Raw genomic sequence first — 23,606 nt, forward strand, 5'->3', positions numbered from 1 at the left:
TGGCGTTCGATGCGCGCCAGCACCGGTACCAGCGGGATTTCGATGTCGGTCAGCACGCTGGCCAGACTCGGAATCGCGCTGAGCTTGTCGAACAGGGTCTGATGCAGGCGCAGGGTGATGTCGGCGTCTTCAGCGGCGTACGGCCCGGCCTGTTCCAGGGCGATCTGGTCGAAGGTCAGTTGCTTGGCACCTTTGCCGGCGATGTCCTGGAAGCTCACCGTGGTGTGGTCGAGATACTTTTGCGCGAGGCTGTCCATGTCGTGGCGGGTCGCGGTGGAGTTGAGCACGTAGGACTCGAGCATCGTGTCGAAGGCGATGCCGCGCACGCTGATGCCTTCACTCTGATCGCCGCCAATGGCGCAGTTGGCCAGAATGTTCATGTCGAACTTGGCGTGCTGGCCGACCTTGAGCTTGTTCGGGTCTTCCAGAATCGGCTTGAGTGCGCGCAGCACGGTGTCGCGATCCAACTGCTCCGGCACGCCGATGTAGGAATGGGTCAGCGGGATGTACGCGGCTTCGTTGGCCTGTACGGCGAACGACAGGCCAACCAGTTGCGCCTGCTGCGCGTCGATGCCGGTGGTCTCGGTGTCGAAGGCGATCAGTTTGGCGTTGCGCAGTTTTTCCAGCCAGACGTCGAAGCGGACCTGATCGAGGATGGTTTCGTATGCGGCCTCGACAGGAGCAACAGGTGCCTCGGCTTGCGGGGCGCTGAACAGATCGCCCGCCGGCGCAGGTTCGGCCGCCGCGCTCAGTTCCAGACGCTTGGCATCGCGATCCAGATCATTGAGCCAGCTCTTGAATTCCAGCAGGGTGTACAGCTCGTAGAGTTTGGCCGGATCCTCCTGGCCCATCTGCAGATCATCGAGGCCGATATCCAGTGGCACGTCGACCTTGATGGTCGCCAGTTGATAGGACAGGAAAGCCATCTCCCGGTGCTCTTCGAGCTTGGCCGGCAAGGTTTTTGCGCCACGGATCGGCAGGGTCGGCACGATGTCGAGGTTGGCGTACAGCTCGGTCAGACCGCCGTTGACGCCGACCAACAGGCCGGACGCCGTCTTCGGGCCGATGCCCGGCACGCCCGGAATGTTGTCGGACGAATCGCCCATCAGCGCCAGATAATCGATGATCTGCTCCGGTGCGACGCCAAATTTCTCCTTAACGCCCTCCACATCCATCGAGCTACCGGACATGGTGTTGACCAAGGTAATGTGGCCATCGACCAGTTGCGCCATGTCCTTGTCACCGGTGGAGATGATCACCGGGCGATCCGCCGCCGCGCTGCTGCGCGCCAAGGTGCCGATCACGTCGTCGGCCTCGACGCCGTCGACGCACAGCAGCGGGAAGCCGAGGGCGATCACGCTCTGGTGCAGCGGCTCGATCTGCACGCGCATGTCATCGGGCATGCTTGGCCGGTTGGCCTTGTATTCGGCGTACATCTCATCGCGAAATGTCCCGCCCTTGGCGTCGAACACTACGGCGAAGGGGCTGTCCGGGTACTGCTTGCGCAGACTCTTGAGCATGTTCAGCACGCCTTTGACCGCACCGGTCGGCAGGCCTTTGGACGTGGTCAGTGGTGGCAGTGCATGAAAGGCGCGGTACAGGTAAGACGAACCGTCCACCAGGACGAGGGGGGCTTGGCTCATGAGCAGGATCAACCTTTTCGGCGGGTCCGGGGCTAGAATAGCGGGACCGTTGACGACAAAGGGACAAGGTTATCATGCGTACGTTAAATCGCTTGCTGCTGGTCGGGTTGATCGCTGTGTCACCACTGGCCGCGATCGCGGCGGATGATGCGCCGGGCGGCGACCCCGAGGTCACCATCCGCACGGAGGGCGACAAGACCATTGAGGAGTACCGCCAGAACGGTTTCCTCTATGCGATCAAGGTCACGCCGAAGGGCGCGCCGCCGTACTTTCTGGTGCGCGCCGACGGGACGGATGCCAATTTCATCCGCTCGGACCAGCCGGATATGCTGATCCCGTCATGGAAGATATTCGAATGGAAGTAGGTTTTTAATTCACCCGGCGCCGCCGCTGCGGCGCCCGTACTGGCAGTTAAGACATGTCTGTGTTCACTCCCCTGGCTCGGCCCGAGCTGGAAACCTTTCTCGCCCCTTACGGGCTCGGCCGCCTGCTTGATTTCCAGGGGATCGCCGCCGGCAGCGAAAACACCAATTTCTTCATCAGTCTGGAGCAGGGCGAGTTTGTCCTGACCCTGGTCGAGCGCGGCCCGGTGCAGGAGATGCCGTTCTTCATCGACCTGCTCGACGTGCTGCACGAAGCCGAACTGCCGGTGCCTTACGCCCTGCGCACCACCGACGGCTTGGCCCTGCGTGAGCTCAAAGGCAAACCGGCGCTGCTGCAACCGCGCCTGTCCGGCAAGCACATCAAAGTCGCCAACGCCCAGCATTGCGCCCAGGTCGGCGAGTTGCAGGCGCATCTGCACCTGGCGACCCAGGGCGAGCGCATGATCAAGCGCAAGACCGATCGTGGGCTGGACTGGATGCTGGAGGAGGGCACTGAATTTCTCTCGCACCTGAGCGATGAGCCGCGTGCCTTGCTGCAAAAGGCGCTGGATGAGATCACCGAGCGCAAAGACAAGATCCTTGCACTGCCTCGGGCGAACATTCACGCCGACCTGTTCCGCGACAACGCCATGTTCGAAGGCACCCACCTGACCGGGCTGATCGACTTCTACAACGCCTGCTCGGGGCCGATGCTGTACGACGTGGCAATTGCCTTGAATGACTGGTGTTCGGACGAGGAGGGCGTGATCGATGGCCCGCGCGCCCGGGCATTCCTCGGTGCCTACGCGGCGTTGCGCCCGTTCACGGCGGCGGAGGCTGAGCTCTGGCCAACGATGTTGCGTGTGGCCTGTGTGCGGTTCTGGCTGTCACGCTTGATCGCCGCCGAGCAGTTCGCCGGGCAGGATGTGTTGATTCACGATCCGCAGGAATTCGAGCAGCGCCTGGCGCAGCGGCAGAAGGTCAATACACCGTTGCCTTTCGCCCTTTAAGATCAAAAGATCGCAGCCTTCGGCAGCTCCTACAAGGGATTGATGTACACAAGGAGCTGCCGAAGGCTGCGATCTTTTTCTATGGGGTTACAGAGATTCCAGGCATCCCGCCAAATCATTGCCCAACTTTTCCAACACCTGCTCATAGCCCTGAGCCGTCGCCGGGGTGTACCCGCCCAACGCATCCAGTTCCGCCAGCTTCACCGGCAGGCCAGCCACCAGTGTTTCTGCCAGACGCGGACGCAATGGCGGTTCGCTGAACACACAGGTCTTGCCTACTTCCTGCAAACGCTTGCGCATCGCCGCGACGTGCTGGGCGCCGGGCTGTACTTCGGCGGCCACCGCGAACACGCCCGCGTGCTTCAGGCCGTAAGCGTCTTCGAAATAATCAAAGGCCTCGTGAAAGACGAAGTACGGCTTGCCTTCGACATTGGCCAAGCGCTTCTTCAAACGCTGATCCAGCGCATCCAGACGTGCATCGAAGGCTTTGGCATTGCTCTGATAACGCTGGGCATTGGCCGGGTCGGCGGCGCTGAGGTCGGCGGCCATTTTGTCGGCGATCACCCGCGCATTGACCGGTGACAGCCACAAATGTGCATCCAGCGAGCCGGGGCGATGATCGTGATCATGCTCGTCGGCTTCTTCGGCATGGGAATGGTTGTCCGCGCCGAAATGCCTCAGCTTCAGGCCTGGCAGATCCTGCACCGCGACGCTCGGCAGGCTGCGACCGCCGAGTACGCGCGGCAGGAAACCTTCCATGTCCGGGCCGATCCAGTAGAGCAGATCGACCGACTGCACCTTCCGTACGTCGGACGGGCGCAGGGCGTAATTGTGCGGCGAGGCCCCCGGCGGCAGCAGCACCTCGGGAATCGCCACGCCGTCCTGCACGGCAGCGGCAATCAACTGCAACGGTTTGATGCTGGTGAGCACTTTGACCTCGGCCTGAGCCGTACCGATCAGCAGAAAACTGGCAACAAAAGCCACAAAAACAGAAAAAAGTCGGGACACGATGACCACTCAAGGAAGCGAGAACGGGTAACATAATAACGTCTCCAGCAAATCTCGTCGCCGCTCATGCCTATTACCCCGATTGCCAGCCGTCCCCACGACCACTCCCATTGCGTGCACAGCGCTTTGTCCGAGGCCGATACCTTGTGCGCGCAGAAAGGTTTGCGTCTGACTGCCCTGCGCCGCCGCGTGCTGGAACTGGTCTGGCAGAGTCACAAGCCACTGGGTGCCTATGACATCCTCGCGGTGCTCAGCGAGCAGGACGGCCGCCGCGCCGCGCCGCCTACCGTGTACCGCGCACTGGATTTCCTGCTGGAAAACGGCCTGGTCCATCGCATCTCTTCGCTCAACGCCTTCGTCGGCTGTGTACATCCGGAACACGCGCATCAGGGCCAGTTCCTGATCTGCCGCGAGTGCCACGCCGCTATCGAACTTGAGCAAAAAGTGATCAGCGACGCGATCATCAGCAGCGCCAAAGACGTCGGTTTCATCGTCGAAGCGCAGACCGTCGAAGTGGTCGGCCTGTGCGCCGGTTGCCAGGGGGCCTGATGAGCAATGCGCTGATCCGTCTGGAACAGGTCGCCGTCACGTTTGCCGGGCAGACCGTGCTGGACAACATCGAGCTGAGCGTCGAGCCGGGGCAGATCGTCACCCTGATCGGCCCCAACGGTGCCGGCAAGACCACGCTGGTACGCGCCGTGCTCGGGCTGTTGAAGCCAAACAGCGGCAGCGTCTGGCGCAAACCGAAACTGCGCGTCGGCTACATGCCGCAGAAGCTGCATGTCGACCCGACCCTGCCGCTGTCAGTGCTGCGCTTCCTGCGCCTGGTGCCTGGCGTCGATCGTTCGCGTGCCCTGGCCGCATTGAAGGAGGTCGGCGCCGAACACGTGATCGACAGCCCGGTGCAGAGCGTTTCCGGCGGCGAAATGCAGCGCGTACTGCTGGCTCGGGCACTGCTGCGTGAGCCTGAGCTGCTGGTGCTCGATGAGCCGGTGCAGGGCGTGGACGTGGCCGGGCAGGCCGAGCTGTACAGCCTGATCACCCGGCTGCGCGACCGCCACGGTTGCGGCGTGCTGATGGTGTCCCACGATTTGCATCTGGTGATGAGCACCACCGATCAGGTGGTCTGCCTCAACCGCCACGTCTGCTGCTCCGGGCACCCCGAGCAGGTCAGCGGCGACCCGGCATTCGTCGAACTGTTCGGCAAGAACGCGCCGAGTCTGGCGATCTATCACCACCATCACGACCACGCCCACGACCTGCACGGTTCGGTGGTCAAAGGCCCGCTCGGCGGGCAACCTCATGTTCATGGAGACGGCTGCAAGCATGGCTGATTTTCTTTTGTATGCCCTGCTTGCAGGTCTGGCGCTGGCGCTGGTGGCCGGGCCGCTCGGCTCGTTTGTGGTGTGGCGGCGCATGGCCTATTTCGGCGATACGCTGTCCCACGCTGCGTTGCTTGGCGTGGCGCTGGGCTTTCTGCTGGACGTCAGCCCGACGGTGGCGGTGACGGTCGGTTGCCTGCTGCTGGCGGTGCTCTTGGTGACGCTGCAACAGCGTCAGCCGCTGGCGTCCGACACGCTGTTGGGAATTCTTGCGCCAAGCACGCTCTCTCTCGGCCTGGTGGTACTAAGCTTCATGCATGAAGTGCGGATCGACCTGATGGCCTATCTGTTCGGCGACTTGCTGGCAATCAGTCCGAGCGACCTGGCGTGGATTCTCGGCGGCACTGCGGCGGTGCTGGTGTTGCTGGTGACGCTGTGGCGGCCGCTGCTGGCGGTCACCGTGCACGAAGAACTGGCGCGGGTCGAAGGCCTGCCGGTTGCGGGTTTGCGCTTGGCGCTGATGCTGTTGATCGCGGTGGTGATCGCCGTGGCGATGAAAATCGTCGGGGTGCTGCTGATCACTTCGCTGCTGATCATCCCGGCGGCTGCGGCACAGCGTCACGCCCGTTCGCCGGAGCAGATGGCGCTGGGCGCGAGCCTGCTGGGCATGCTCGCGGTGTGCGGCGGGCTGGCGTTGTCGTGGTTCAAGGACACCCCGGCGGGGCCGTCTATCGTGGTGACGGCAGCCGCGCTGTTTCTGTTGAGTTTTGTTCTGCCCCGTCGTGGGGTGTAGACTTGGCCGCTTTTTGCGCAATTAGAGAGTCGCAGGAATGAAGCCGTTCGCCTCCCGTTATCTGCTCCTTGTCGCATTTTCAGTGCTGCTGGGCGCCTGCCAAAGCACGCCGCCGGTGGCTGAAGTCCCGGATGCGCGGGCTACGGCCATCGCACAGCTGGAGCAAAGCCTGGCCAGCAGCGAACTGGCCACCGCCGAAGACCAGTTGGCCGCGTTGCAGGCCGCAACCCCCAATGATCAATCCCTTGAGCAATACCAGCGGCAGCTGGCCGAGGCGTACCTGCGCCGCAGCCAGATCGTCCTGCAAAAAGGCGATGTCAACGCTGCAGCCACTGCATTGAGCCGTGCTCGCGCCCTGATGCCCAAGGCGCCGGCGCTGACCGGCGGCGTCAACGGCGCGATCACCGAAGCGCGCAAGGCCGAGCTGGAAAAGGCTGAGGCCGCACTGCTGGCTGCCGAAGCCAGGCCGAAAGCCAAGGTCATCGACCCGACCGCCGAAAGCACCACCGTTGCGTTGAACATCGGCGATATTCACAAGCTGCAACGACAACTCGATGCGATCGCCGCCGATGTGGTGAATTACGAATGCGCCGTCAGCATTCAGGCGCCGCGCACCGCGGATTATCCGTGGCTGGCGACGTTGCTGAGCAAGCGAGTCAAGAAGCTCGATCCAGATTTTGATTTGCAGATCGACAAGCAGATCCTGCGCACAGTGCCGGCGCAGATGGTTTTAAGCCCGCGCAAGCCATAAAAAGATCGCAGCCTCCGGCAGCTCCTACATGGGATTGAGTACATCCTGTAGGAGCTGCCGAAGGCTGCGATCTTTTGCTTTTACGCTGGAATCGCCTTGGCCTTAGGCTCTCGCGCCCAGACCCGATGCTCGCCAATCGCGGCGAAGAACGGTTTGGTCAACGCACCCACATCCGCCCCCTGCAACAGCCCCGCATCCGCATCGAGCTTCAGCAAGCCCTGCAACTGCTTGGCCTCGCCGTGCAGCGCGATCGCCTTCAGGTGCTTGTACGCTTCCAGCAGATAATGCAGCGCCACGCCGTCACCGCTCAACGCGGTAATCGACGCCGCCCCACCCGGTACGAACACCGCATCGAACGCAATTGAAGGCATGCCTTCCATCGACGCATCCACCGGCAATGCCTTGCCGTCAGCGGTCTTCACTGGCGCCGAGGTTGGGCCGAGCAGTTTCGCGTGGGCGCCTTCGGCTTCCAGCGCATTCTTCATCGCATCGATGGCCGCAGCGTCAACACCATTGGCAGCAAGGATTGCCACTTTGCGAGTCTTGATATTGCCCGGTAGCAGGTTGGCCTGGCTCAGCGCTGGCGACTGCTCCAGCGAGGTCTTGCGCACTTCGACCGTGCCTTTGGCTGGCGCCGGCAAGCCGAGGTTTTCCGCCACGCGTTTGGCCAGGGTCAGGTCGATATTGGCAAGGATCTCGTTCACTTCACGGGCACGGATGAACTCACGCTCGACCTTGCCCAGCTCGAAGCTGTAGGCAGCGATGATGTGCTCTTTCTCGTGGTCGCTCATGCTGTTGAAGAACAAGCGGGCCTGGGAGAAGTGATCGCTGAACGACTCGCTGCGTTGACGGATCTTCGCTGCGTCGATGCGCTCCGGGTAGCTCTCGAAACCACCGTCCTGTGCCGCCGGCGGGGTTTCTTTCGGCCAGCCGCCGTCGATCGAGTTTGGCTCGTAAGAAGCGCGGCCCTTGTCGATGGTGGTGCGGTGCTGTGCGTCACGCTGGCCGTTGTGGAACGGCGCCACCGGACGGTTGATCGGCAGCTCATGGAAGTTCGGCCCACCGAGTCGGCTGATCTGCGTGTCGGTGTAGGAAAACAGCCGACCTTGGAGCAACGGGTCGTTGGAAAAGTCGATGCCTGGCACGATGTGGCCAGGGCAGAAAGCGACCTGCTCGGTTTCGGCGAAGAAGTTGTCCGGGTTGCGGTTCAGAGTCATTTTGCCCAGCGGCGTAATCGGGACGATTTCTTCGGGGATGATCTTGGTCGGGTCGAGGATGTCGAAGTCGAAGTCGTGTTCGTTCTCTTCTTCGACGATCTGCACGCCCAGTTCCCATTCCGGGTAATCGCCCATCTCGATCGCTTCCCACAGGTCGCGACGGTGGTAGTCGGTGTCTTTACCGGCGAGCTTCTGCGCCTCGTCCCACACCAGCGAGCAGGTGCCGGCGGTAGGGCGCCAGTGGAATTTGACGAAGCGCGATTTGCCCTCGGCGTTGATCAGGCGGAAGGTGTGCACGCCGAAGCCCTGCATGCTGCGCAGGCTTTTCGGAATCGCCCGGTCGGACATCGCCCAGATGACCATGTGCGCCGATTCCGGCACCAGCGAGACGAAGTCCCAGAACGTATCGTGAGCCGAGCCGCCGGTGGGGATTTCGTTGTGCGGCTCGGGTTTCACCGCATGGACGAAGTCCGGGAACTTGATCGCGTCCTGAATGAAGAACACCGGCATGTTGTTGCCGACCAGGTCGAAGTTGCCTTCATCGGTGAAGAATTTCACCGCAAAGCCACGCACGTCACGCACGGTATCGCCGGAGCCACGTGGCCCCTGCACCGTGGAAAAGCGCACGAACACTGGCGTCTTCTTGCCCGGATCCTGTAGGAAACCGGCCTTGGTCAGTGCTGCATGGTTCTCGTAGGTCTGAAAGAAACCGTGGGCGCCGGTACCGCGCGCATGGACGATACGCTCCGGAATGCGCTCATGGTCAAAGTGCGTGATCTTTTCACGCATGATGAAATCTTCCAGCAGCGAAGGCCCGCGCGGCCCGGCTTTGAGGGTGTTCTGGTTGTCGGCGATCTTCACGCCCTGATTGGTGCGCAGTGCCTGACCGGTGGCGTCGGAACGGAATTCTTCCAGGCTGTCGAGCTTGGCGTTGGTGTTGGCGCGATCCGGGGTGTCGGTTCCGGCCATCTCGCTTTTAGCAGGTGCAGGCTTTTTGATGCTCATCAGACGTAAACTCCTCGTTTGGCCCCGGATGCCTTCCGCAGACCCTTGAGTGATTCCCGGGCACGGCACCCAGGGGTTTCAAGTCGCTTAACTAGTGACTGATGAGGCGCTCGGAGCGTTCCTTTTTTATGACCTTTGATCTTGTTATTGCCAAATCGAAGGTTAATTGCGAAATAAATGCTAAGAACCTCTATACGGACAGGCTAAAATGCGCGCCCGGCTAACCGCTGATCCTTTTCCAACGCGCCCCACAAGGTTCGCTACGTGATCGAGTTTCAAAACGTCCACAAGACTTACCGCGTCGCCGGTAAGGATATTCCCGCGCTGCACCCGACCAGTCTCGCCATCGAGAACGGCCAGGTGTTCGGCCTGATTGGCCATTCCGGTGCGGGCAAAAGTACCCTGCTGCGTCTGATCAATCGCCTGGAAGATTCCAGTGGCGGCAAGATCATCGTCGACGGCGAAGAAGTCACCGCACTGGACGCCAACGGCCTGCGCCGTTTCCGCCAGCAGGTCGGGATGATCTTCCAGCACTTCAACCTGCTCGCCTCCAAGACCGTCGCCGACAACGTGGCCCTGCCGCTGACCCTGGCCGGTGAGCTGTCGAGCAGCGAAATCAACCAACGCGTGGCCGAGCTGCTGGCGCGGGTCGGTTTGTCCGACCACGCGAAAAAGTACCCGGCGCAACTGTCCGGCGGTCAGAAGCAGCGCGTCGGCATTGCCCGTGCGCTGGCGACCAAGCCGAAAATTCTGCTGTGCGACGAGGCCACCAGCGCCCTCGACCCGCAGACCACGGCATCGGTCCTGCAACTGCTGGCCGAAATCAACCGCGAACTGAAACTGACCATCGTCCTGATCACCCACGAGATGGACGTGATCCGGCGCGTCTGCGATCAGGTCGCGGTGATGGACGCTGGCGTGATCGTCGAGCAGGGTCCGGTGGCCGATGTGTTCCTGCATCCGCAGCACCCGACCACCAAGCGTTTCGTCCAGGAAAGCGAGCAGATCGACGAGAGCGAGCAGCGTGACGATTTCGCCCACGTGCCGGGGCGTATCGTGCGTCTGACCTTCCAGGGCGAGGCGACCTACGCGCCGTTGCTCGGCACCGTCGCGCGGGAAACCGGCGTTGACTACAGCATCCTCGCCGGTCGCATCGACCGCATCAAAGACATTCCGTACGGGCAACTGACCCTCGCTGTCACCGGTGGCGACATGGAGGCGGCGTTTGCCCGCTTCACCGCCGCTGACGTTCACATGGAGGTGTTGCGCTAATGGCCGACCTGATGAGTTTCTTCGCCAATATCGACTGGTACGAAATCTGGCTGGCCACCGGCGACACCATGCTGATGCTCGGCGGTTCGCTGCTGTTCACCGTGCTGCTCGGCCTGCCGCTGGGCGTGCTGCTGTTTCTCTGCAGCCCGCGTCAGTTGCTGGAGAACCGTGGCCTCTACGCCGTGCTGTCGCTGGTGGTGAACATTTTGCGTTCGCTGCCGTTTATTATTCTGCTGATTGTGATGATCCCGTTCACCGTACTGATCACCGGCACCTCGCTGGGTGTGGCCGGGGCGATCCCGCCGCTGGTGGTGGGTGCTACGCCGTTCTTCGCGCGTCTGGTGGAAACCGCGCTGCGCGAAGTCGATCGCGGCATCATCGAAGCGACCCAGTCGATGGGCGCGACCACGCGGCAGATCATCATGAACGCCTTGCTGCCGGAAGCCCGTCCGGGCATCTTCGCAGCGATTACGGTGACAGCGATTACACTGGTGTCCTACACGGCGATGGCCGGTGTGGTCGGCGCCGGTGGTCTGGGCGACCTGGCGATCCGTTTCGGCTACCAGCGTTTCCAGACCGACGTGATGATCGTCACCGTGATGCTGCTGTTGATTCTGGTGCAAGTGCTGCAAATGGTTGGCGACCGCCTGGTCGTGCATTTCTCGCGCAAATAAGCGGTTTTTTAATCAAGAGGCGCGGGCCATTCGCTGGCGGGCGCCCTCACAAGGAGTTAGCTGAATGAAAAAACTGATCGCTGCTTTCGCCGCTGTTGCGGCGTTTTCGGCCCACGCCGAGACCCTGACCGTTGCCGCCACCCCGGTGCCGCACGCGGAAATCCTCGAGTTCGTCAAACCGGCCCTGGCCAAGGAAGGCGTGGATCTGAAGGTCAAGGTCTTCACCGATTACATTCAGCCGAACGTACAGGTTGCGGAAAAGCGTCTGGACGCGAACTTCTTCCAGCACCAGCCGTATCTTGATGAATTCAACAAGGCCAAGGGCACTGATCTTGTAGCCGTGACCGGTGTGCATCTGGAGCCACTGGGCGCTTATTCGAGCAAGCTCAAGGATCTGAAAGACCTGCCAGGCGGCGCCAACGTGGTGATCCCGAACGACGCCACCAACGGCGGCCGTGCGCTGTTGCTGCTGGACAAGGCTGGCGTGATCAAGCTCAAGGATTCGAAAAACATCCTGTCGACCGTCAAAGACATCGCCGAGAATCCGAAAGACCTGAAGATCCGTGAACTGGAAGCCGCGACCATCCCGCGCGTGCTGACTCAGGTTGATCTGGCGCTGATCAACACCAACTACGCGCTGGAAGCCAAGCTTGATCCGTCCAAGGATGCGCTGGTGATCGAAGGCAACGACTCGCCGTACGTGAACATCCTCGTGTCCCGCGCGGACAACAAGGACAGCGACGCGATGAAGAAACTGGCGGCTGCGCTGCACAGCCCGCAAGTGAAGCAGTTCATTACCGAGAAGTACAAAGGCGCGGTGTTGCCGGCGTTCTGATTAAGGTTGCTGCAATGAAAAAGGGGACGCCAATCGCGTCCCCTTTTTTGTGTCTGGTGCCTGGCTTGCGACCTGCCTTGAAGCTTCCCCTCACCCCAGCCCTCTCCCGAGGGAGAGGGGGCCGACCTTCAAGCTTTTCGAGCCTGAGTTCGACTCACAATTGCAGGTCGGCGCAATTCGAATAAACACCTCGGTCAGTCCCCTCTCCCTCTGGGAGAGGGTTAGGGTGAGGGGCTTTTCAGCTTTTGAACTGTCAATTGCGCTCAAGCATCGCCGGCAACTGCGCCACCAGCTTGGCATTGTTCAACGGCGCGCGGATAAACCCGCGCTGTGTGCCGTCCGGGCCGATCACGGCGAGATTGCCGCTGTGATCCACGGTGTAGTTCGGCTTGCTGGTATCGGCGGGAATGAACGGAATGCTCACCGCGTTCGCCACCTTCTGCAGCTCCTCGATAGATGAAGGCGTCAGGCCAATGAACTGCGGATCGAAGTAGCCCAGGTACTGTTTCAACTGCTTCGGCGTGTCGCGGTTGGGGTCAACGCTGACCAGCACGATCTGCAATTTATCCACAGCCTCTTTCGGCAATTCACTCTTGATCTGCCGCAGTTGCGCCAGGGTGGTCGGGCAGATGTCCGGGCAGAAGGTATAACCGAAGAACAACAGACTCCACTTGCCTTTCAACTCGTCGATGGCAACTGGTTTGCCGTCCTGATCGGTCATGGTCACGTCCGGCAGGTTGCGGCTCTGCGGCAGCAGGATAATGCCGGCGTCGATCAGCGCAGTCGGATCGCCCTGGCCTTTGCCGTTCAGCACTTTATTCACGGTAAGCCCGAGGATCAGCGCGATCACGGCGACGAGGATGAAGACGGTTTTCTGGGTTCGGGTCATAGGTTCAACAGTAAGTAGTGGTCTACGAGCAGGGCGATGAACAACAGGAACAAGTAATAAATAGAGTACTTGAAGGTGTTGATCGCCGCGTGCGGCCGAGTGCCACGGTACAGCACCACGGCCCATTGCAGAAACCTTGCGCCCAACACCAGCGCACAGACCAGATACAGCGCGCCGCTCATGTGAATCACGTACGGCAGCAGACTCACTGCCAGCAGCGCGAAGGTGTAGAGGAGAATGTGCACTTTGGTGTAGTGCTCGCCATGGGTCACCGGCAGCATCGGAATGTCGGCCTTGGCGTATTCCTCTTTGCGATGAATCGCCAGCGCCCAGAAGTGCGGCGGGGTCCAGGCGAAGATGATCAGCACCAGCAACAGCGGTTCGGCGCTGACATGGCCGGTGGCGGCGGTCCAGCCCAGCAGCGGCGGCGCGGCACCGGCGAGGCCGCCGATGACGATGTTCTGCGGCGTCGCACGCTTGAGAAAACCGGTGTAGACCACCGCATAACCGAGCAGCGAGGCGAGAGTCAGCCAAGCGGTCAGCTGATTGGTGAAGGTCAGCAGCAGCGCCTGGCCGAGCAATGCCAGCACCAGGGCGAAGGTCAACGCCGCCGCAGGTGAGACCCGGCCTTCGGCCAGCGGACGTTTGTGCGTGCGCGCCATTACCGCATCGATGCGCCGATCGACCACATGATTGACCGCCGCCGCGCCGCCAGCGCACAAGGCAATGCCCAGATTGCCAAACACCAGCACTGTCCACGGCACGCCCGCGCGGGTAGCGAGGAACATGCCGACCAGCGAGGTGATCAGCATCAGCACCACGACTTTCGGTTTGGTCAGCTCCAGATAATCGCGCCACAGCGCTTGCGCTGCACGCTGGCCGATCAGACTCGCCATGGCGTTTCTCCTTTCAATGCGATGGGCGCGACGACAGGTTTGTGCGCACTCAAGCGCCAGCGCACCAGCCCTGGTTGGCTCACCCGCAGCAGGCTGGTGCGCGCGTGATAATTGACCAGTACCAGCGTCAGTAACAGCGCCGCACCGCCGGCGTTATGGGCGACGGCCACTGGCAGCGGTAGATGAAACAGCACGTTGCTGATGCCGAGGGTGATCTGCGCGGCAAGGGCGATCAGCACCAGCCCGGCCAGACGCGTCATGCCCACCACTTTCAACTGCCACGCCAGACCGAGCAGTACGACCGTCACCAGCAAAGCGCCGATGCGGTGTGTCAGGTGAATCGCCGTGCGTGCATCGCTATCGAGTTGCCCGCCGAGATAATTCGGGCCGATGTGCTGGGTCAGGTGGAAACCGTTGGCGAAGTCCGCCGGCGGCAGCCATTGGCCATGGCAGGTGGGGAAGTCGATGCAGGCCACCGCTGCGTAGTTGGAACTGACCCAGCCGCCCAAGGCGATCTGGCCGATCACCAGCAGCAGGCCCGCCGTCGCCCAGTATTGCAGGCGCTTCGGTACCGTCAGCGCCGGCAGCACGCCGGACAACCTCAGCGTCAGCAGGAACAGCAGACTCAACGTGGCAAAGCCGCCGAGCAAATGCCCGGTGACCACTTGCGGCCAGAGCTTGAGCGTCACCGTCCACATACCGAACGCCGCTTGGGCGATGACCACCGCCAGCAGAAACAGCGGCAGTTTCAGCGGCTGGCCCGGATGGCGCCGGTTGACCCAGGCGCGCCCGGCCAGCACTGAAATCAGCAAACCCAGAGTGCCGGCGAAGTAGCGGTGGATCATCTCGTTCCAGCCCTTGTGCGCCTCCACTGGCGCGTCAGGGAAATGCAGTTCGGCATGGGCCAGTTGCGCCTCGCTTTTTGGCACGCTGATAAAGCCGTAGCAGCCTGGCCAGTCCGGGCAGCCGAGGCCGGCGTGGGTCAGGCGCGTATAGGCGCCGAGCAGCACGACAATCAGTGCCAGCAGGGTGGCAAACAGCGCGAGGCGAAATCCAGGTTTGGCCATGACGATGCCCTCATCCGATGTTCGACAGTTTCAGCAGATGCCGCAGGTCGTTAAGCAGATCCTTGCCCTTCACATTCGGCTCGTAACGCAGCACCAGATTGCCGTGCGGGTCGACGATCCACAGCTGCGGCACAGCTTTATCGCCGGTGGTCCTGGCGAACACCCCGGCATCCAGCGGATAGCGCTGCAACTGCGGATATTCGCGGTCGAGTTTGGCGGCGTAATCAGCGCTCAGTGGTTGCGCGGCGGCGAGGGCGTGGCTGGCGCGCCCGGCTTCGCGGCCGAGGCTGATCTGGATCTGCCGCGCCAGATAAACCAGTTGCTGGCAATCGACGGCGCAGTCCTTTGGCGCCGTGACCAGAATCTGCCAGCGCTGCTCATCGGCCTGCACGCCGAGGTCGGCGCGGGTCTGGCCGTTGCCGATCAGCTCGCCGTGGTAGCTGCGTCCTTCCGGCACCCAGAACTGCAATTTGTACATGCCGGTGGCGAGCAGCATCGGCCCGACCACGCCAAGCACGATCAGCAACAATTGAATGCGCCCGCGCCGGCGGCTCGGAACGGGTTTGGCCTCAGACATGCTGGGTGGATTCATGACGCTTCCCATGGCGTTTCTCCTTTGCGTGGTGCCAGCCGAAATAGAGGTAAAGACCGAGCAGGGCCGTGGCCATGGCGAACCATTGCACGGCGTAGCCGAGGTGTTTTTCCGGGCCCATCGCGACTACCGGCCAATCGGTCTGGTAGCTGGCCGGGCCGGGTTCGGCGCGTAATTCGTAGGCGAAGCCGTCGCGCTCCAGGGTTTGCCACAATTTGCCCGGCTCGACGGCGGTAATGGTTTGCGGCCAGACATGGCTGACCGGATCGGCGTGCAACTGGAACGTTACGCCGGGGGCGATGTAGACCCAGGCGTCGAGCGTCAGCGCCTCGGCGGGTGTCGTGAATTGCGGCGGCACACGCCTGTCGGGCCAAGGCAGCCAGCCGCGATTGACCAGCAGCCAGAGGCCGCTGCGTTGGTCCTGAAACGGTTGCAGCAATTCGACGCCGACCTTGCCGCCACGCTGGCGGTTGTCCAGCAACAGGGTGTGGGCCGGATCGAACTGGCCGTGCAGGCGCACGCGGCGGTAAGCCGGGTCGGCGCTGCCAAGCAGTTCACTGCTGGCCAGCGGTTCGGCCACGCGACGTTCGGCATAACTGGCCAGCAGCGCGGTTTTCTCCGCGCCCCGGCCCAGTTGCCAGAAGCCCAGCGCAACCATCAGCGGCAGCAACAGCGCCACCACGACAGTGGGAATCACGCCCGGGCGAAAGCGCTTCATGGGCGCGCCATAAAGTCAGTCATCGCGATCGCTATACTCAAGTGCATCGCCTGTCCCCCGGAGTCTTGCCATGTTCAAAGCAGCGATCGTCCTGATGCTGATTGCCACGGTCGTCAGCCTGTTCAGCGGCCTGTTTTTCCTGGTCAAGGACGACAGCAGCTCCAATCGCCTGGTCATCGCCTTGAGTGTTCGGGTGGCACTGGCCGTGGTCACCGTCGGCCTGATGGCCTGGGGTTTCTACAGCGGCCAGTTGGTGTCCCACGTGCCGTGGTAGCTGCAAGCGTTGAGCTGCAAGCTGCAAGTTAGAAGCCTTACCGCTTTTACTTGAAGCTTGCCGCTTGAAGCTTGCAGCTGCCGTCAAAGCACATAGACGAAGAAGAACAAGCCGATCCACACCACGTCGACGAAATGCCAATACCAGCTCGCCGCTTCGAAACCGAACTGGTGCTCGTTGTCGAAGTGGCCTTTCATGATGCGCATCAGCATCACGAACAGAATGATGGTGCCGATGGTCACGTGGGCGCCGTGGAACCCGGTAAGCATGAAGAACGTCGCGCCGTAGATGCCCGAGCCGAGGGTCAGGCCCAGCTCTTGGTAGGCGTGGATGTATTCCTCGGCCTGGAAACCGAGGAACGCGACGCCCAGCAGTACGGTGATCGCCAGCCACAGTTTCAGCGCGCCGCGATGGCCTTTCTTCAGCGCATGGTGGGCGATGGTGATGGTCACGCTGGAGCTGACCAGCAGGATCGTGTTGAGCAGCGGCAGGCCCCAAGGGCTGATGACATCCTTGGGCGGTGGGAACAGTTTCGGGTCGGGGTTGTTCAGCAACGGCCAGACATATTCGAAGTTCGGCCAGAGCATTTCCGACAGGCCCTTGCTGCCCTCGCCGGCCAGCCCGGGCGCGGAAACGACGCGGATATAGAAGAGCGCGCCGAAGAAGGCGACGAAAAACATCACCTCGGAAAAGATGAACCAGCTCATGCCCCAGCGGAACGAGCGGTCCAGTTGTGGGCTGTAAAGCCCCGCGCGACTTTCCTTGATCACCGCACCGAACCAGCCGAACAGCATGTACGCCAGCAGCAGGCCGCCGACGAAAAAGATCAGCGGGCCGTGGGAATCCGGGCGTGCGGCCTTGAGATCGTTGAACCAGGTGGCGAGGCCGTAGACGGTGACGAACATCCCGAGCGTGGCGATGATCGGCCATTTGCTCTGGGCCGGGACGTAATAATGCTCATGAGTTGCCATTTATTGTTCTCCTTATCGGCCACGCTCAACCGCCAGTGTTAACAGCCACCGGCGGATGTCGGGCGGTGATATCGAACAGCGTGTAGGACAGTGTCAGGTGCTTCACTTCCTTGGGCATGTCGCGGTCAACGATGAAACGCACCGGCATCTCGATCTGTTCACCGGGTTGCAGCACCTGCTGGGTAAAGCAAAAGCATTCGGTCTTGTGGAAAAACGCCGCCGCGTTGCTCGGCGCGATGCTCGGCACCGCTTGCGCGCTCATCGGTTTGTCGGTGGGATTGCGCGCGATGAAGACCATCTCGTTCACCGCGCCGGGATTGGCGGTCAGCTCGTCGTGTTTCGGGTAAAAGTCCCACGGCATGTCGGCGGTGTTGGTCGAGAGAAACTGCACGCGCACCTGGCGCGAGGTGTCGACCACTTGCTCGCCCGCGTACTGGCCGCCGGTCTTGCCGTTGATGCCGAAGGCTTTGCACATCACGTCGTAGATCGGCACCAGGGCGAAACCGAAGACGAACATCGCCACTACCACCAGCAGCAGGCGGGTGACGAGTTTCTTCAGCGAGATCGAGTCAGCCATGATTCATGCCTCCCTCGTGTTCCCTGGTGGCCGGTGAAGCTTTTGTGGTGAGGGGATTCATCCCCGTTGGGCTGCGAAGCGGCCCTGAATCCAGCGCACACGGTCTACCTGATGAATTTCGATTGCAGGTTTTGGGGCTGCTGCGCAGCCCAACGGGGATAAATCCCCTCCCCACAAGGGATCTGTGTACATCCACAGGAGATCTGTGAGCATCCACTGGGGATCTGTGCCTCTGCACACATTGCAAAAAACAAGAGGTGTTCATTTCACTTCCGGCGGCGTGGTGAAGGTGTGATACGGCGCCGGCGACGGCACGCTCCACTCCAGCCCTTCGGCGCCGTCCCACGGTTTGGCCGGGGCCGGTGCGCCGCCACGGATGGTCTTGATGACGATGAACAGGAAGAAGATCTGCGTGGCGCCGAACATGAATGCGCCGATCGACGAGACCATGTTGAAATCGGCGAACTGCAGGTTGTAGTCCGGAATCCGTCGCGGCATCCCCGCAAGACCGACGAAGTGCATCGGGAAGAAGGTCAGGTTCATGCCGACGAACGACAGCCAGAAATGCAGCTTGCCGAGGGTTTCGTCGTACATGTGCCCGGTCCACTTCGGCAGCCAGTAATAGGCCGAGGCGAAGATGCCGAAGATCGCCCCGGGCACCAGCACATAGTGGAAGTGCGCGACCACGAAGTAGGTGTCCTGGTACTGGAAGTCCGCCGGGGCGATTGCCAGCATCAGCCCGGAAAAACCACCGATCGAGAACAGAATGACGAACGCCACGGCAAACAGCATCGGCGTCTCGAAGGTCATCGAGCCCTGCCACATGGTGCTCGCCCAGTTGAACACTTTCACACCCGTAGGTACGGCGATCAGCATGGTCGCGTACATGAAGAACAATTCGCCCACCAGCGGAATGCCGACCACGAACATGTGGTGCGCCCAGACAATGAACGACAGGAACGCGATACTCGCCGTGGCGTAGACCATCGAGGTGTAGCCGAACAGCGGCTTGCGCGCGAAGGTCGGGATGATCTGGCTGACCGCGCCGAACGCCGGCAGGATCATGATGTACACCTCGGGGTGGCCGAAGAACCAGAACACATGCTGGAACAGCACCGGGTCACCGCCGCCGGCAGCACTGAAGAAACTGGTGCCGAAGTGAATATCCATGAGCATCATCGTCACGCAGCCGGCCAGCACCGGCATCACTGCGATCAGCAGAAACGCGGTGATCAGCCAGGTCCAGACGAACAGCGGCATTTTCATCAGGGTCATGCCGGGCGCGCGCAGGTTGAGGATGGTCGCGACTACGTTGATCGCGCCCATGATCGAACTGATGCCCATCAAGTGGATGGCGAAGATGAAGAACGTCACGCTCTCCGGTGCGTAGGTGGTGGACAGCGGCGCGTAGAAGGTCCAGCCGAAATTCGGTCCGCCGCCCGGGGTGAACAACGTCGACACCAGCAGCAGAAACGCCGCCGGCAACAGCCAGAAGCTGAAGTTGTTCATCCGTGGCAGGGCCATGTCCGGCGCGCCGACCATCAGCGGAATCATCCAGTTGGCGAGGCCGACGAAGGCCGGCATCACTGCACCGAACACCATGACCAGACCGTGCATGGTGGTCATCTGGTTGAAGAATTCCGGCTGCACGATCTGCAGGCCGGGCTGGAACAGCTCAGCGCGAATGACCATGGCGAACGAGCCGCCGAGCAGGAACATGCAGAAGGCAAACCACAGGTACAGCGTGCCGATGTCCTTGTGGTTGGTGGTCAGCACCCAGCGCATCAGGCCTTTGGCGGGGCCGTGGGCGTGGTCGGCGTGACCGTGGTCATCGATGACAGCGCTCATGGCCGGTCTCCTTCACGAAAGTGGACGGGGCAGGCCGGGGCGCGCTGCCCCGACCGGTTCACTGAATACGCAATTGACCGGCTCATTTGCTTTCCGCCTGTTTCAGCTCCAGCACTTCTTTTGGCGTGACCATGTCGCCCTTGTTGTTGCCCCAGGCGTTACGTTCGTAAGTCACGACCGCTGCGATATCGACTTCCGACAGCTGTTTGCCGAACGCCGCCATGGCGGTGCCGGGTTTGCCGTGGTAGACGATGCTCAGGTGATCCTTGATCGGCCCGGTGGCGATTTTCGAGCCCTTGAGCGCCGGGAACATCGGCGGCAGGCCTTGGCCTTCGGCCTGGTGACAGGCCACGCAAGTGGTGTGGTAAACCTTGTCGCCGCGCTCCTTGAGCTCGTCGAGGGTCCATTCCTTGCTGGTCAGTTCTTTGAGTTGCGCGGCCTCGGCCTTGCGCTCGGCGAGCCATTTTTCGTAGTCGGCCTGTTCCTTGACCTCGACCACGATCGGCATGAAGCCGTGATCCTTGCCGCACAATTCGGCGCACTGGCCACGGTAGAGACCGGGCTTGTCGATGCGCGTCCAGGCCTCATTGACGAACCCGGGAATCGCATCGCGCTTGACCGCAAACGCCGGCACCCACCATGAGTGAATGACGTCAGCCGAGGTCACCAGAAAGCGCACCTTGGCGCCGATCGGCAGCACCAGCGGCTTGTCGACTTCGAGCAAGTAATGCTCGCCCTTGGCTTCCTTGTTGTGGATCTGCTCGGCGGGGGTGGCCAGGTTGCTGAAGAACTCGACGTCCTGGCCCAGGTATTTGTAATGCCACTTCCACTGATAGCCGGTGATCTGGATATCGATGTCCGGCTCGCTGGTGTCGTACATCTTGATCAGCGTCGCGGTGGCGGGGACGGCCATGGCCACCAGGATCAGCAGCGGCACGATGGTCCACATGATCTCGACGCCGGTGCTTTCGTGGAATTTGGCCGCGACCTGGCCGGTAGAGCGGCGGTGCACCATCATCGACCAGAACATGGCGCCGAAGACGATGATCCCGATCACCACACAGATCCAGAAAATGGTCATGTGCAGGTCGAATACTGCGTGACTGATTTCAGTCGCTCCAGGCGCCATATTCACAGTCCATGCCGCGTTGGCCGGGCTGAAAATCGACCACAACAGGAGGCCCATCCAGACATGTGGATGTCGCATCATTGCGGGTTCCCCTTATCGTTCTTGTTATCCCGCCGGCGTATCGCCTGCGGCAAGGGAGCGGCTGCATCAGACTACGAACTTGAATCGCCGGGCCTTGCTGCGGGTGCAGTCGGGCGTCATCAGCTAACTCCATTCATTGGCGAGTATAGACAGCGCCCGGGAATTGCAACCCGGGCACGTAAATGAGCTGAAACACCCGGCGCTTGCGTTCAAGTGCCCGAATGGAGAAGGATGCAGACGAGTGGTGGCGAATGGATATAACGCAGCTGCATCAAGGATGGAATAATTATGACAAATGCGTCTTAGCGTTTTTCGTAAGCCAGCTAAGTTATGTCTTCCCTATTTCATTGCCTTGTTTCCTGGAGTTTTCATGAACACCGCCGCATTGCGCGAGCAGATCCAAAAAGCCCAACAGCACGAAAAAGACACCGGCCTGCTGACCCGTCAGCTGGAAAGCAAGCTGCCTCACCTGCACCCGGCGATCCAGTTGCCGGAAGCCGACGCCCAGGGCGTGCTGACGCGTTTTGTCGCCGCCTACATCGATGAAGTACCGGACCTGCTGGATGCAGCCAATGAAGTCGCCAGGGAAGCAGGCATCGAATCGCAGATCAAACCGGTGCTGAAAATCGCCGAGCAGTATTTCCTCCAGCCGCCGGCGATCATGGCCGGGCATGTCGGCCTGGACAGTCTGCTCGACGAGGCCTATCTGGCACACCGTTTTGTCGAAGAGGTCAACGACCTGTACATCAAGCATTTCGGCCAGCCACTGATCCCCTTGGACATGACGGTCGCCAACCTGATTGCTCACCAATTGATCGGTGAGGAATTCGCCAACCAACTGGACGAAGCGGTGCATCACGCGATCGACGAGATGCTCAACGAAGAGAGTTTTGCTTTGGAGTCGGTCGAAGCCTACCGCGAAAAACTCAGCAGTCCGGACACTGGCGCGGCGTGGAAACGCTGGCCGTGCATGAGCCGCCGGTTGGGTGTGGGGCTTGAGCTGGATCAGCCTGCTGCCTGAGTCATACACAATCCAATGTAGGAGCTGCCGCAGGCTGCGATCTTTTGATGTTGTTTTTAAAAATCAAGATCAAAAGATCGCAGCCTGCGGCAGCTCCTACAGGGGTCGAGTCAACCCGGAGATTTAAGCGGCTGAGCCAATCCCGGTATTGGTCCGAACCCGCCCCTCAAGCCGTCGCTTCAACCCACGCGATTCGATCAACAGCTTCGACCCCTTCGCCGCATTCGCCCGGCCCCATTCCTCAAGCAACTCGAGACACGAATGGTCGATGTAGCTGAGGTTGTTCAGCGGCACATGTACCGTCGTACCGTGGGGAATGCTGCCCAGCACTTGAGTCAGCGCCGGCACTTTGAGGAACGTCGCTGCACCAACCAGACGCAGTTCCATCTCGCCGTCCTGCGGCAAGTCGATCAGGCTGATCTTCAGGCGCGAAGCCTTGAATGCCAGCTTCAACATGGTCAGGCCGAAGCCGATCAGCACACCGGTGAGCAGGTCAGTGAAGATGATCGCCAACGCTGTAGCGACGTAGGTGAACATTGGCATCCGCCCGTACCGACCCAGACCACGGAAGGCTTTCAGGTCGACCAGTTTGAAGCCGGTATACACCAGCACGCCCGCCAGGCTCGCCACCGGAATGCTTTGCAGCACGCTCGACAGCAACAGCACGAATGCCAGCAGCCACAGGCCATGGAAAATCGTCGAGTAGCGTGTGGTCGCACCAGCCTGGACGTTGGCCGAACTGCGCACGATCACCCCGGTCATCGGCAGCGCGCCGACCAGACCGCAGAGCATGTTGCCGACACCTTGCGCCGACAGTTCACGATCGAAGTCCGAACGCACGCCGCTGTGCATGCGATCCACCGCCGCGGCGGACAACAGGGTTTCGGCACTGGCGATAAACGCCACGGCGAACGCGGCAATCAGCAGTGTCGGGTCGGCCAGATTCATCAGGTCGGCCGGCTTGAGCCAATCGATCGCCTCGGCCAGATTCGCCGGTACCTCGACGCGCTTGACCTGCAACGCCAGCATCAGGCTCGCCACCGTCGCCAGACCCACACCGAGCAATGCGCCGGGAATGAAGCGCAGCGAATGCGGGCGGAATTTTTCCCACAGCCACATCACCGCAATCGTCGACAAGCCGAGCAGACCCGCCTGCCAGCCGAACGACGGCAAGGCTTGCGCTACGGCCGCCGGAAACGCCGTGAGGTTGTCGAGCCCGGAAGGCTGCGGCTTGGCATCGAGCATCACATGGATTTGCGAAAGCACAATCAACACGCCAATGCCCGCGAGCATGCCGTAGACCACCGCTGGCGCCGTGACGCGAAACCAGCAGCCAAGCTTCAGCCGCCCGGCGACCAGTTGCAGAAATCCGGCGAGCAGCAGGATCGGCCCGAGCATCTCGACGCCATGCTGGCGCACCAGCTCGAAAACCAGAACCGCCAGACCCGCCGCCGGACCGCTGACCTGCAACGGCGAGCCCGCCAGCCAACCGACCACCAGACCGCCGATGATGCCGGTGATCAGGCCCTTGGCCGGCGGCAGCCCTGAGGCAATCGCGATGCCCATGCACAGCGGCAGGGCGACCAGAAACACAACCACGGAGGCGAGCAGCTCCCGTGGCAACACAGCTTTCAATTGAGCCGCACGCATG

Annotated in this window: 24 protein-coding genes; 11 read left to right on the forward strand and 13 right to left on the reverse strand. The window is 61.5% G+C overall.

Features of this window, described 5'->3' with window-relative positions:
- On the reverse strand, nt 1-1,643 hold a 1,643-nt coding region (locus D8U60_RS03890; RefSeq protein WP_277751554.1), incomplete at its 3' end, for a 5'-3' exonuclease H3TH domain-containing protein.
- Nucleotides 1,644-1,717: 74 nt separating this feature from the next.
- Here D8U60_RS03890 and D8U60_RS03895 point away from each other — a divergent pair.
- Together D8U60_RS03895 and D8U60_RS03900 are read left to right on the forward strand one after the other, a co-directional pair.
- Nucleotides 1,718-2,008 carry a DUF2782 domain-containing protein gene (locus tag D8U60_RS03895; protein ID WP_071173956.1) on the forward strand — a complete coding sequence of 97 codons (291 nt, stop codon included), beginning with the start codon at nt 1,718-1,720 and terminating at the stop codon, nt 2,006-2,008.
- Nucleotides 2,009-2,061: 53 nt separating this feature from the next.
- Nucleotides 2,062-3,015: a homoserine kinase gene (locus D8U60_RS03900; protein ID WP_110644676.1), complete on the forward strand. Its 954-nt coding sequence runs from the start codon at nt 2,062-2,064 to the stop codon at nt 3,013-3,015.
- Nucleotides 3,016-3,102: 87 nt separating this feature from the next.
- On the opposite strand, the gene D8U60_RS03905 is transcribed toward D8U60_RS03900, so the two are convergent.
- A complete protein-coding gene (locus D8U60_RS03905; protein ID WP_081489867.1) occupies nt 3,103-4,023 on the reverse strand; it encodes a zinc ABC transporter substrate-binding protein ZnuA in 921 nt (306 codons plus the stop codon).
- Between the two features lie 66 nt (nt 4,024-4,089).
- Here D8U60_RS03905 and D8U60_RS03910 point away from each other — a divergent pair, with 66 nt between their 5' ends.
- The 4 genes from D8U60_RS03910 to D8U60_RS03925 are packed head-to-tail and all read left to right on the forward strand — an operon-like array spanning nt 4,090 to nt 6,889.
- Nucleotides 4,090-4,572 carry a Fur family transcriptional regulator gene (locus D8U60_RS03910; protein WP_024014990.1) on the forward strand — a complete coding sequence of 161 codons (483 nt, stop codon included), beginning with the start codon at nt 4,090-4,092 and terminating at the stop codon, nt 4,570-4,572.
- Nucleotides 4,572-5,357, forward strand: a complete 786-nt coding sequence (gene znuC / locus D8U60_RS03915) for a zinc ABC transporter ATP-binding protein ZnuC (protein ID WP_024014991.1) — start codon at nt 4,572-4,574, stop codon at nt 5,355-5,357. The genes D8U60_RS03910 and znuC overlap by 1 nt, the downstream gene beginning before the upstream one ends.
- The gene (gene znuB / locus D8U60_RS03920) at nt 5,350-6,138 is read left to right on the forward strand and encodes a zinc ABC transporter permease subunit ZnuB (RefSeq protein ID WP_016772340.1); all 789 of its coding nucleotides are present in this window, start codon (nt 5,350-5,352) and stop codon (nt 6,136-6,138) included. Before znuC ends, znuB begins: the two co-directional genes overlap by 8 nt.
- Nucleotides 6,139-6,175: 37 nt before the next feature.
- On the forward strand, nt 6,176-6,889 hold the full coding sequence (locus D8U60_RS03925; RefSeq protein WP_024014992.1) for a PA5502 family lipoprotein: 714 nt from the start codon (nt 6,176-6,178) through the stop codon (nt 6,887-6,889).
- A gap of 80 nt (nt 6,890-6,969) precedes the next feature.
- On the opposite strand, the gene katE is transcribed toward D8U60_RS03925, so the two are convergent.
- Nucleotides 6,970-9,111 (reverse strand): catalase HPII, encoded by a 2,142-nt coding sequence (gene katE / locus D8U60_RS03930; protein ID WP_130899508.1) that lies wholly within the window; start codon nt 9,109-9,111, stop codon nt 6,970-6,972.
- 264 nt (nt 9,112-9,375) lie between these two features.
- Here katE and D8U60_RS03935 point away from each other — a divergent pair, with 264 nt between their 5' ends.
- From D8U60_RS03935 to D8U60_RS03945, 3 genes are all read left to right on the forward strand, one after another.
- Complete coding sequence (locus D8U60_RS03935; protein WP_016772338.1) at nt 9,376-10,383, forward strand: methionine ABC transporter ATP-binding protein; 1,008 nt, start codon at nt 9,376-9,378, stop codon at nt 10,381-10,383.
- On the forward strand, nt 10,383-11,057 hold the full coding sequence (locus D8U60_RS03940; RefSeq protein ID WP_130899509.1) for a methionine ABC transporter permease: 675 nt from the start codon (nt 10,383-10,385) through the stop codon (nt 11,055-11,057). The genes D8U60_RS03935 and D8U60_RS03940 overlap by 1 nt, the downstream gene beginning before the upstream one ends.
- A gap of 64 nt (nt 11,058-11,121) precedes the next feature.
- Nucleotides 11,122-11,892, forward strand: coding sequence for a MetQ/NlpA family ABC transporter substrate-binding protein (locus D8U60_RS03945; protein ID WP_130899510.1), 771 nt, complete (start codon nt 11,122-11,124; stop codon nt 11,890-11,892).
- A 253-nt stretch (nt 11,893-12,145) separates the two neighbouring features.
- On the opposite strand, the gene D8U60_RS03950 is transcribed toward D8U60_RS03945, so the two are convergent.
- The 5 genes from D8U60_RS03950 to D8U60_RS03970 are packed head-to-tail and all read right to left on the reverse strand — an operon-like array spanning nt 12,146 to nt 16,054.
- On the reverse strand, nt 12,146-12,781 hold the full coding sequence (locus D8U60_RS03950; protein WP_024014996.1) for an SCO family protein: 636 nt from the start codon (nt 12,779-12,781) through the stop codon (nt 12,146-12,148).
- A complete protein-coding gene (cyoE, locus tag D8U60_RS03955; protein ID WP_122612891.1) occupies nt 12,778-13,677 on the reverse strand; it encodes a heme o synthase in 900 nt (299 codons plus the stop codon). The genes D8U60_RS03950 and cyoE overlap by 4 nt, the downstream gene beginning before the upstream one ends.
- The gene (locus D8U60_RS03960; protein ID WP_130899511.1) at nt 13,665-14,744 is read right to left on the reverse strand and encodes a COX15/CtaA family protein; all 1,080 of its coding nucleotides are present in this window, start codon (nt 14,742-14,744) and stop codon (nt 13,665-13,667) included. Before D8U60_RS03960 ends, cyoE begins: the two co-directional genes overlap by 13 nt.
- 10 nt (nt 14,745-14,754) lie before the next feature.
- Nucleotides 14,755-15,348 carry a hypothetical protein gene (locus D8U60_RS03965; protein WP_038861173.1) on the reverse strand — a complete coding sequence of 198 codons (594 nt, stop codon included), beginning with the start codon at nt 15,346-15,348 and terminating at the stop codon, nt 14,755-14,757.
- Nucleotides 15,314-16,054 carry an SURF1 family protein gene (locus tag D8U60_RS03970; protein ID WP_130899512.1) on the reverse strand — a complete coding sequence of 247 codons (741 nt, stop codon included), beginning with the start codon at nt 16,052-16,054 and terminating at the stop codon, nt 15,314-15,316. The genes D8U60_RS03965 and D8U60_RS03970 overlap by 35 nt, the downstream gene beginning before the upstream one ends.
- Before the next feature lie 70 nt (nt 16,055-16,124).
- Between D8U60_RS03970 and D8U60_RS03975 the strand changes: the two genes are divergently transcribed.
- A complete protein-coding gene (locus tag D8U60_RS03975; RefSeq protein ID WP_024015001.1) occupies nt 16,125-16,328 on the forward strand; it encodes a twin transmembrane helix small protein in 204 nt (67 codons plus the stop codon).
- A gap of 83 nt (nt 16,329-16,411) precedes the next feature.
- On the opposite strand, the gene D8U60_RS03980 is transcribed toward D8U60_RS03975, so the two are convergent.
- The 4 genes from D8U60_RS03980 to coxB all read right to left on the reverse strand — a co-directional run bounded on the left by D8U60_RS03980 (nt 16,412) and on the right by coxB (nt 20,934).
- A complete protein-coding gene (locus tag D8U60_RS03980) occupies nt 16,412-17,299 on the reverse strand; it encodes a cytochrome c oxidase subunit 3 (RefSeq protein ID WP_024015002.1) in 888 nt (295 codons plus the stop codon).
- Nucleotides 17,300-17,324: 25 nt separating this feature from the next.
- Nucleotides 17,325-17,876: a cytochrome c oxidase assembly protein gene (locus D8U60_RS03985; protein WP_016772328.1), complete on the reverse strand. Its 552-nt coding sequence runs from the start codon at nt 17,874-17,876 to the stop codon at nt 17,325-17,327.
- A 261-nt stretch (nt 17,877-18,137) separates the two neighbouring features.
- Nucleotides 18,138-19,724 carry a cytochrome c oxidase subunit I gene (ctaD, locus tag D8U60_RS03990; RefSeq protein WP_016772327.1) on the reverse strand — a complete coding sequence of 529 codons (1,587 nt, stop codon included), beginning with the start codon at nt 19,722-19,724 and terminating at the stop codon, nt 18,138-18,140.
- Between the two features lie 82 nt (nt 19,725-19,806).
- Entirely contained in the window at nt 19,807-20,934 is a 1,128-nt protein-coding gene (gene coxB / locus D8U60_RS03995; RefSeq protein ID WP_016772326.1) for a cytochrome c oxidase subunit II, read from the reverse strand.
- Between the two features lie 370 nt (nt 20,935-21,304).
- Between coxB and D8U60_RS04000 the strand changes: the two genes are divergently transcribed.
- Nucleotides 21,305-21,955, forward strand: a complete 651-nt coding sequence (locus D8U60_RS04000; RefSeq protein ID WP_024015006.1) for a hypothetical protein — start codon at nt 21,305-21,307, stop codon at nt 21,953-21,955.
- A gap of 123 nt (nt 21,956-22,078) precedes the next feature.
- Here D8U60_RS04000 and D8U60_RS04010 read toward each other — a convergent pair whose 3' ends face one another.
- Nucleotides 22,079-23,605, reverse strand: coding sequence for a SulP family inorganic anion transporter (locus D8U60_RS04010; RefSeq protein WP_130899513.1), 1,527 nt, complete (start codon nt 23,603-23,605; stop codon nt 22,079-22,081).
- Nucleotide 23,606 lies beyond the last annotated feature (1 nt).

The organism is Pseudomonas sp. Sample_11, from assembly GCF_004307505.1.
Lineage (GTDB): Bacteria > Pseudomonadota > Gammaproteobacteria > Pseudomonadales > Pseudomonadaceae > Aquipseudomonas > Aquipseudomonas atacamensis.

Bases quoted from the DNA above. Each gene is read 5' to 3' on its own strand.
- cyoE (WP_122612891.1), bottom strand. From the start codon at position 13,677: ATGGCGAGTCTGATCGGCCAGCGTGCAGCGCAAGCGCTGTGGCGCGAT.
- znuC (WP_024014991.1), top strand. From the start codon at position 4,572: ATGAGCAATGCGCTGATCCGTCTGGAACAGGTCGCCGTCACGTTTGCC.
- katE (WP_130899508.1), bottom strand. From the start codon at position 9,111: ATGAGCATCAAAAAGCCTGCACCTGCTAAAAGCGAGATGGCCGGAACC.
- D8U60_RS03980 (WP_024015002.1), bottom strand. From the start codon at position 17,299: ATGGCAACTCATGAGCATTATTACGTCCCGGCCCAGAGCAAATGGCCG.
- D8U60_RS03910 (WP_024014990.1), top strand. From the start codon at position 4,090: ATGCCTATTACCCCGATTGCCAGCCGTCCCCACGACCACTCCCATTGC.
- D8U60_RS03985 (WP_016772328.1), bottom strand. From the start codon at position 17,876: ATGGCTGACTCGATCTCGCTGAAGAAACTCGTCACCCGCCTGCTGCTG.
- D8U60_RS03975 (WP_024015001.1), top strand. From the start codon at position 16,125: ATGTTCAAAGCAGCGATCGTCCTGATGCTGATTGCCACGGTCGTCAGC.
- D8U60_RS03925 (WP_024014992.1), top strand. From the start codon at position 6,176: ATGAAGCCGTTCGCCTCCCGTTATCTGCTCCTTGTCGCATTTTCAGTG.
- D8U60_RS04000 (WP_024015006.1), top strand. From the start codon at position 21,305: ATGAACACCGCCGCATTGCGCGAGCAGATCCAAAAAGCCCAACAGCAC.
- znuB (WP_016772340.1), top strand. From the start codon at position 5,350: ATGGCTGATTTTCTTTTGTATGCCCTGCTTGCAGGTCTGGCGCTGGCG.
- D8U60_RS03895 (WP_071173956.1), top strand. From the start codon at position 1,718: ATGCGTACGTTAAATCGCTTGCTGCTGGTCGGGTTGATCGCTGTGTCA.
- D8U60_RS04010 (WP_130899513.1), bottom strand. From the start codon at position 23,605: ATGCGTGCGGCTCAATTGAAAGCTGTGTTGCCACGGGAGCTGCTCGCC.
- ctaD (WP_016772327.1), bottom strand. From the start codon at position 19,724: ATGAGCGCTGTCATCGATGACCACGGTCACGCCGACCACGCCCACGGC.
- D8U60_RS03900 (WP_110644676.1), top strand. From the start codon at position 2,062: ATGTCTGTGTTCACTCCCCTGGCTCGGCCCGAGCTGGAAACCTTTCTC.
- D8U60_RS03945 (WP_130899510.1), top strand. From the start codon at position 11,122: ATGAAAAAACTGATCGCTGCTTTCGCCGCTGTTGCGGCGTTTTCGGCC.
- D8U60_RS03965 (WP_038861173.1), bottom strand. From the start codon at position 15,348: ATGGGAAGCGTCATGAATCCACCCAGCATGTCTGAGGCCAAACCCGTT.
- coxB (WP_016772326.1), bottom strand. From the start codon at position 20,934: ATGATGCGACATCCACATGTCTGGATGGGCCTCCTGTTGTGGTCGATT.
- D8U60_RS03940 (WP_130899509.1), top strand. From the start codon at position 10,383: ATGGCCGACCTGATGAGTTTCTTCGCCAATATCGACTGGTACGAAATC.
- D8U60_RS03960 (WP_130899511.1), bottom strand. From the start codon at position 14,744: ATGGCCAAACCTGGATTTCGCCTCGCGCTGTTTGCCACCCTGCTGGCA.
- D8U60_RS03950 (WP_024014996.1), bottom strand. From the start codon at position 12,781: ATGACCCGAACCCAGAAAACCGTCTTCATCCTCGTCGCCGTGATCGCG.
- D8U60_RS03970 (WP_130899512.1), bottom strand. From the start codon at position 16,054: ATGAAGCGCTTTCGCCCGGGCGTGATTCCCACTGTCGTGGTGGCGCTG.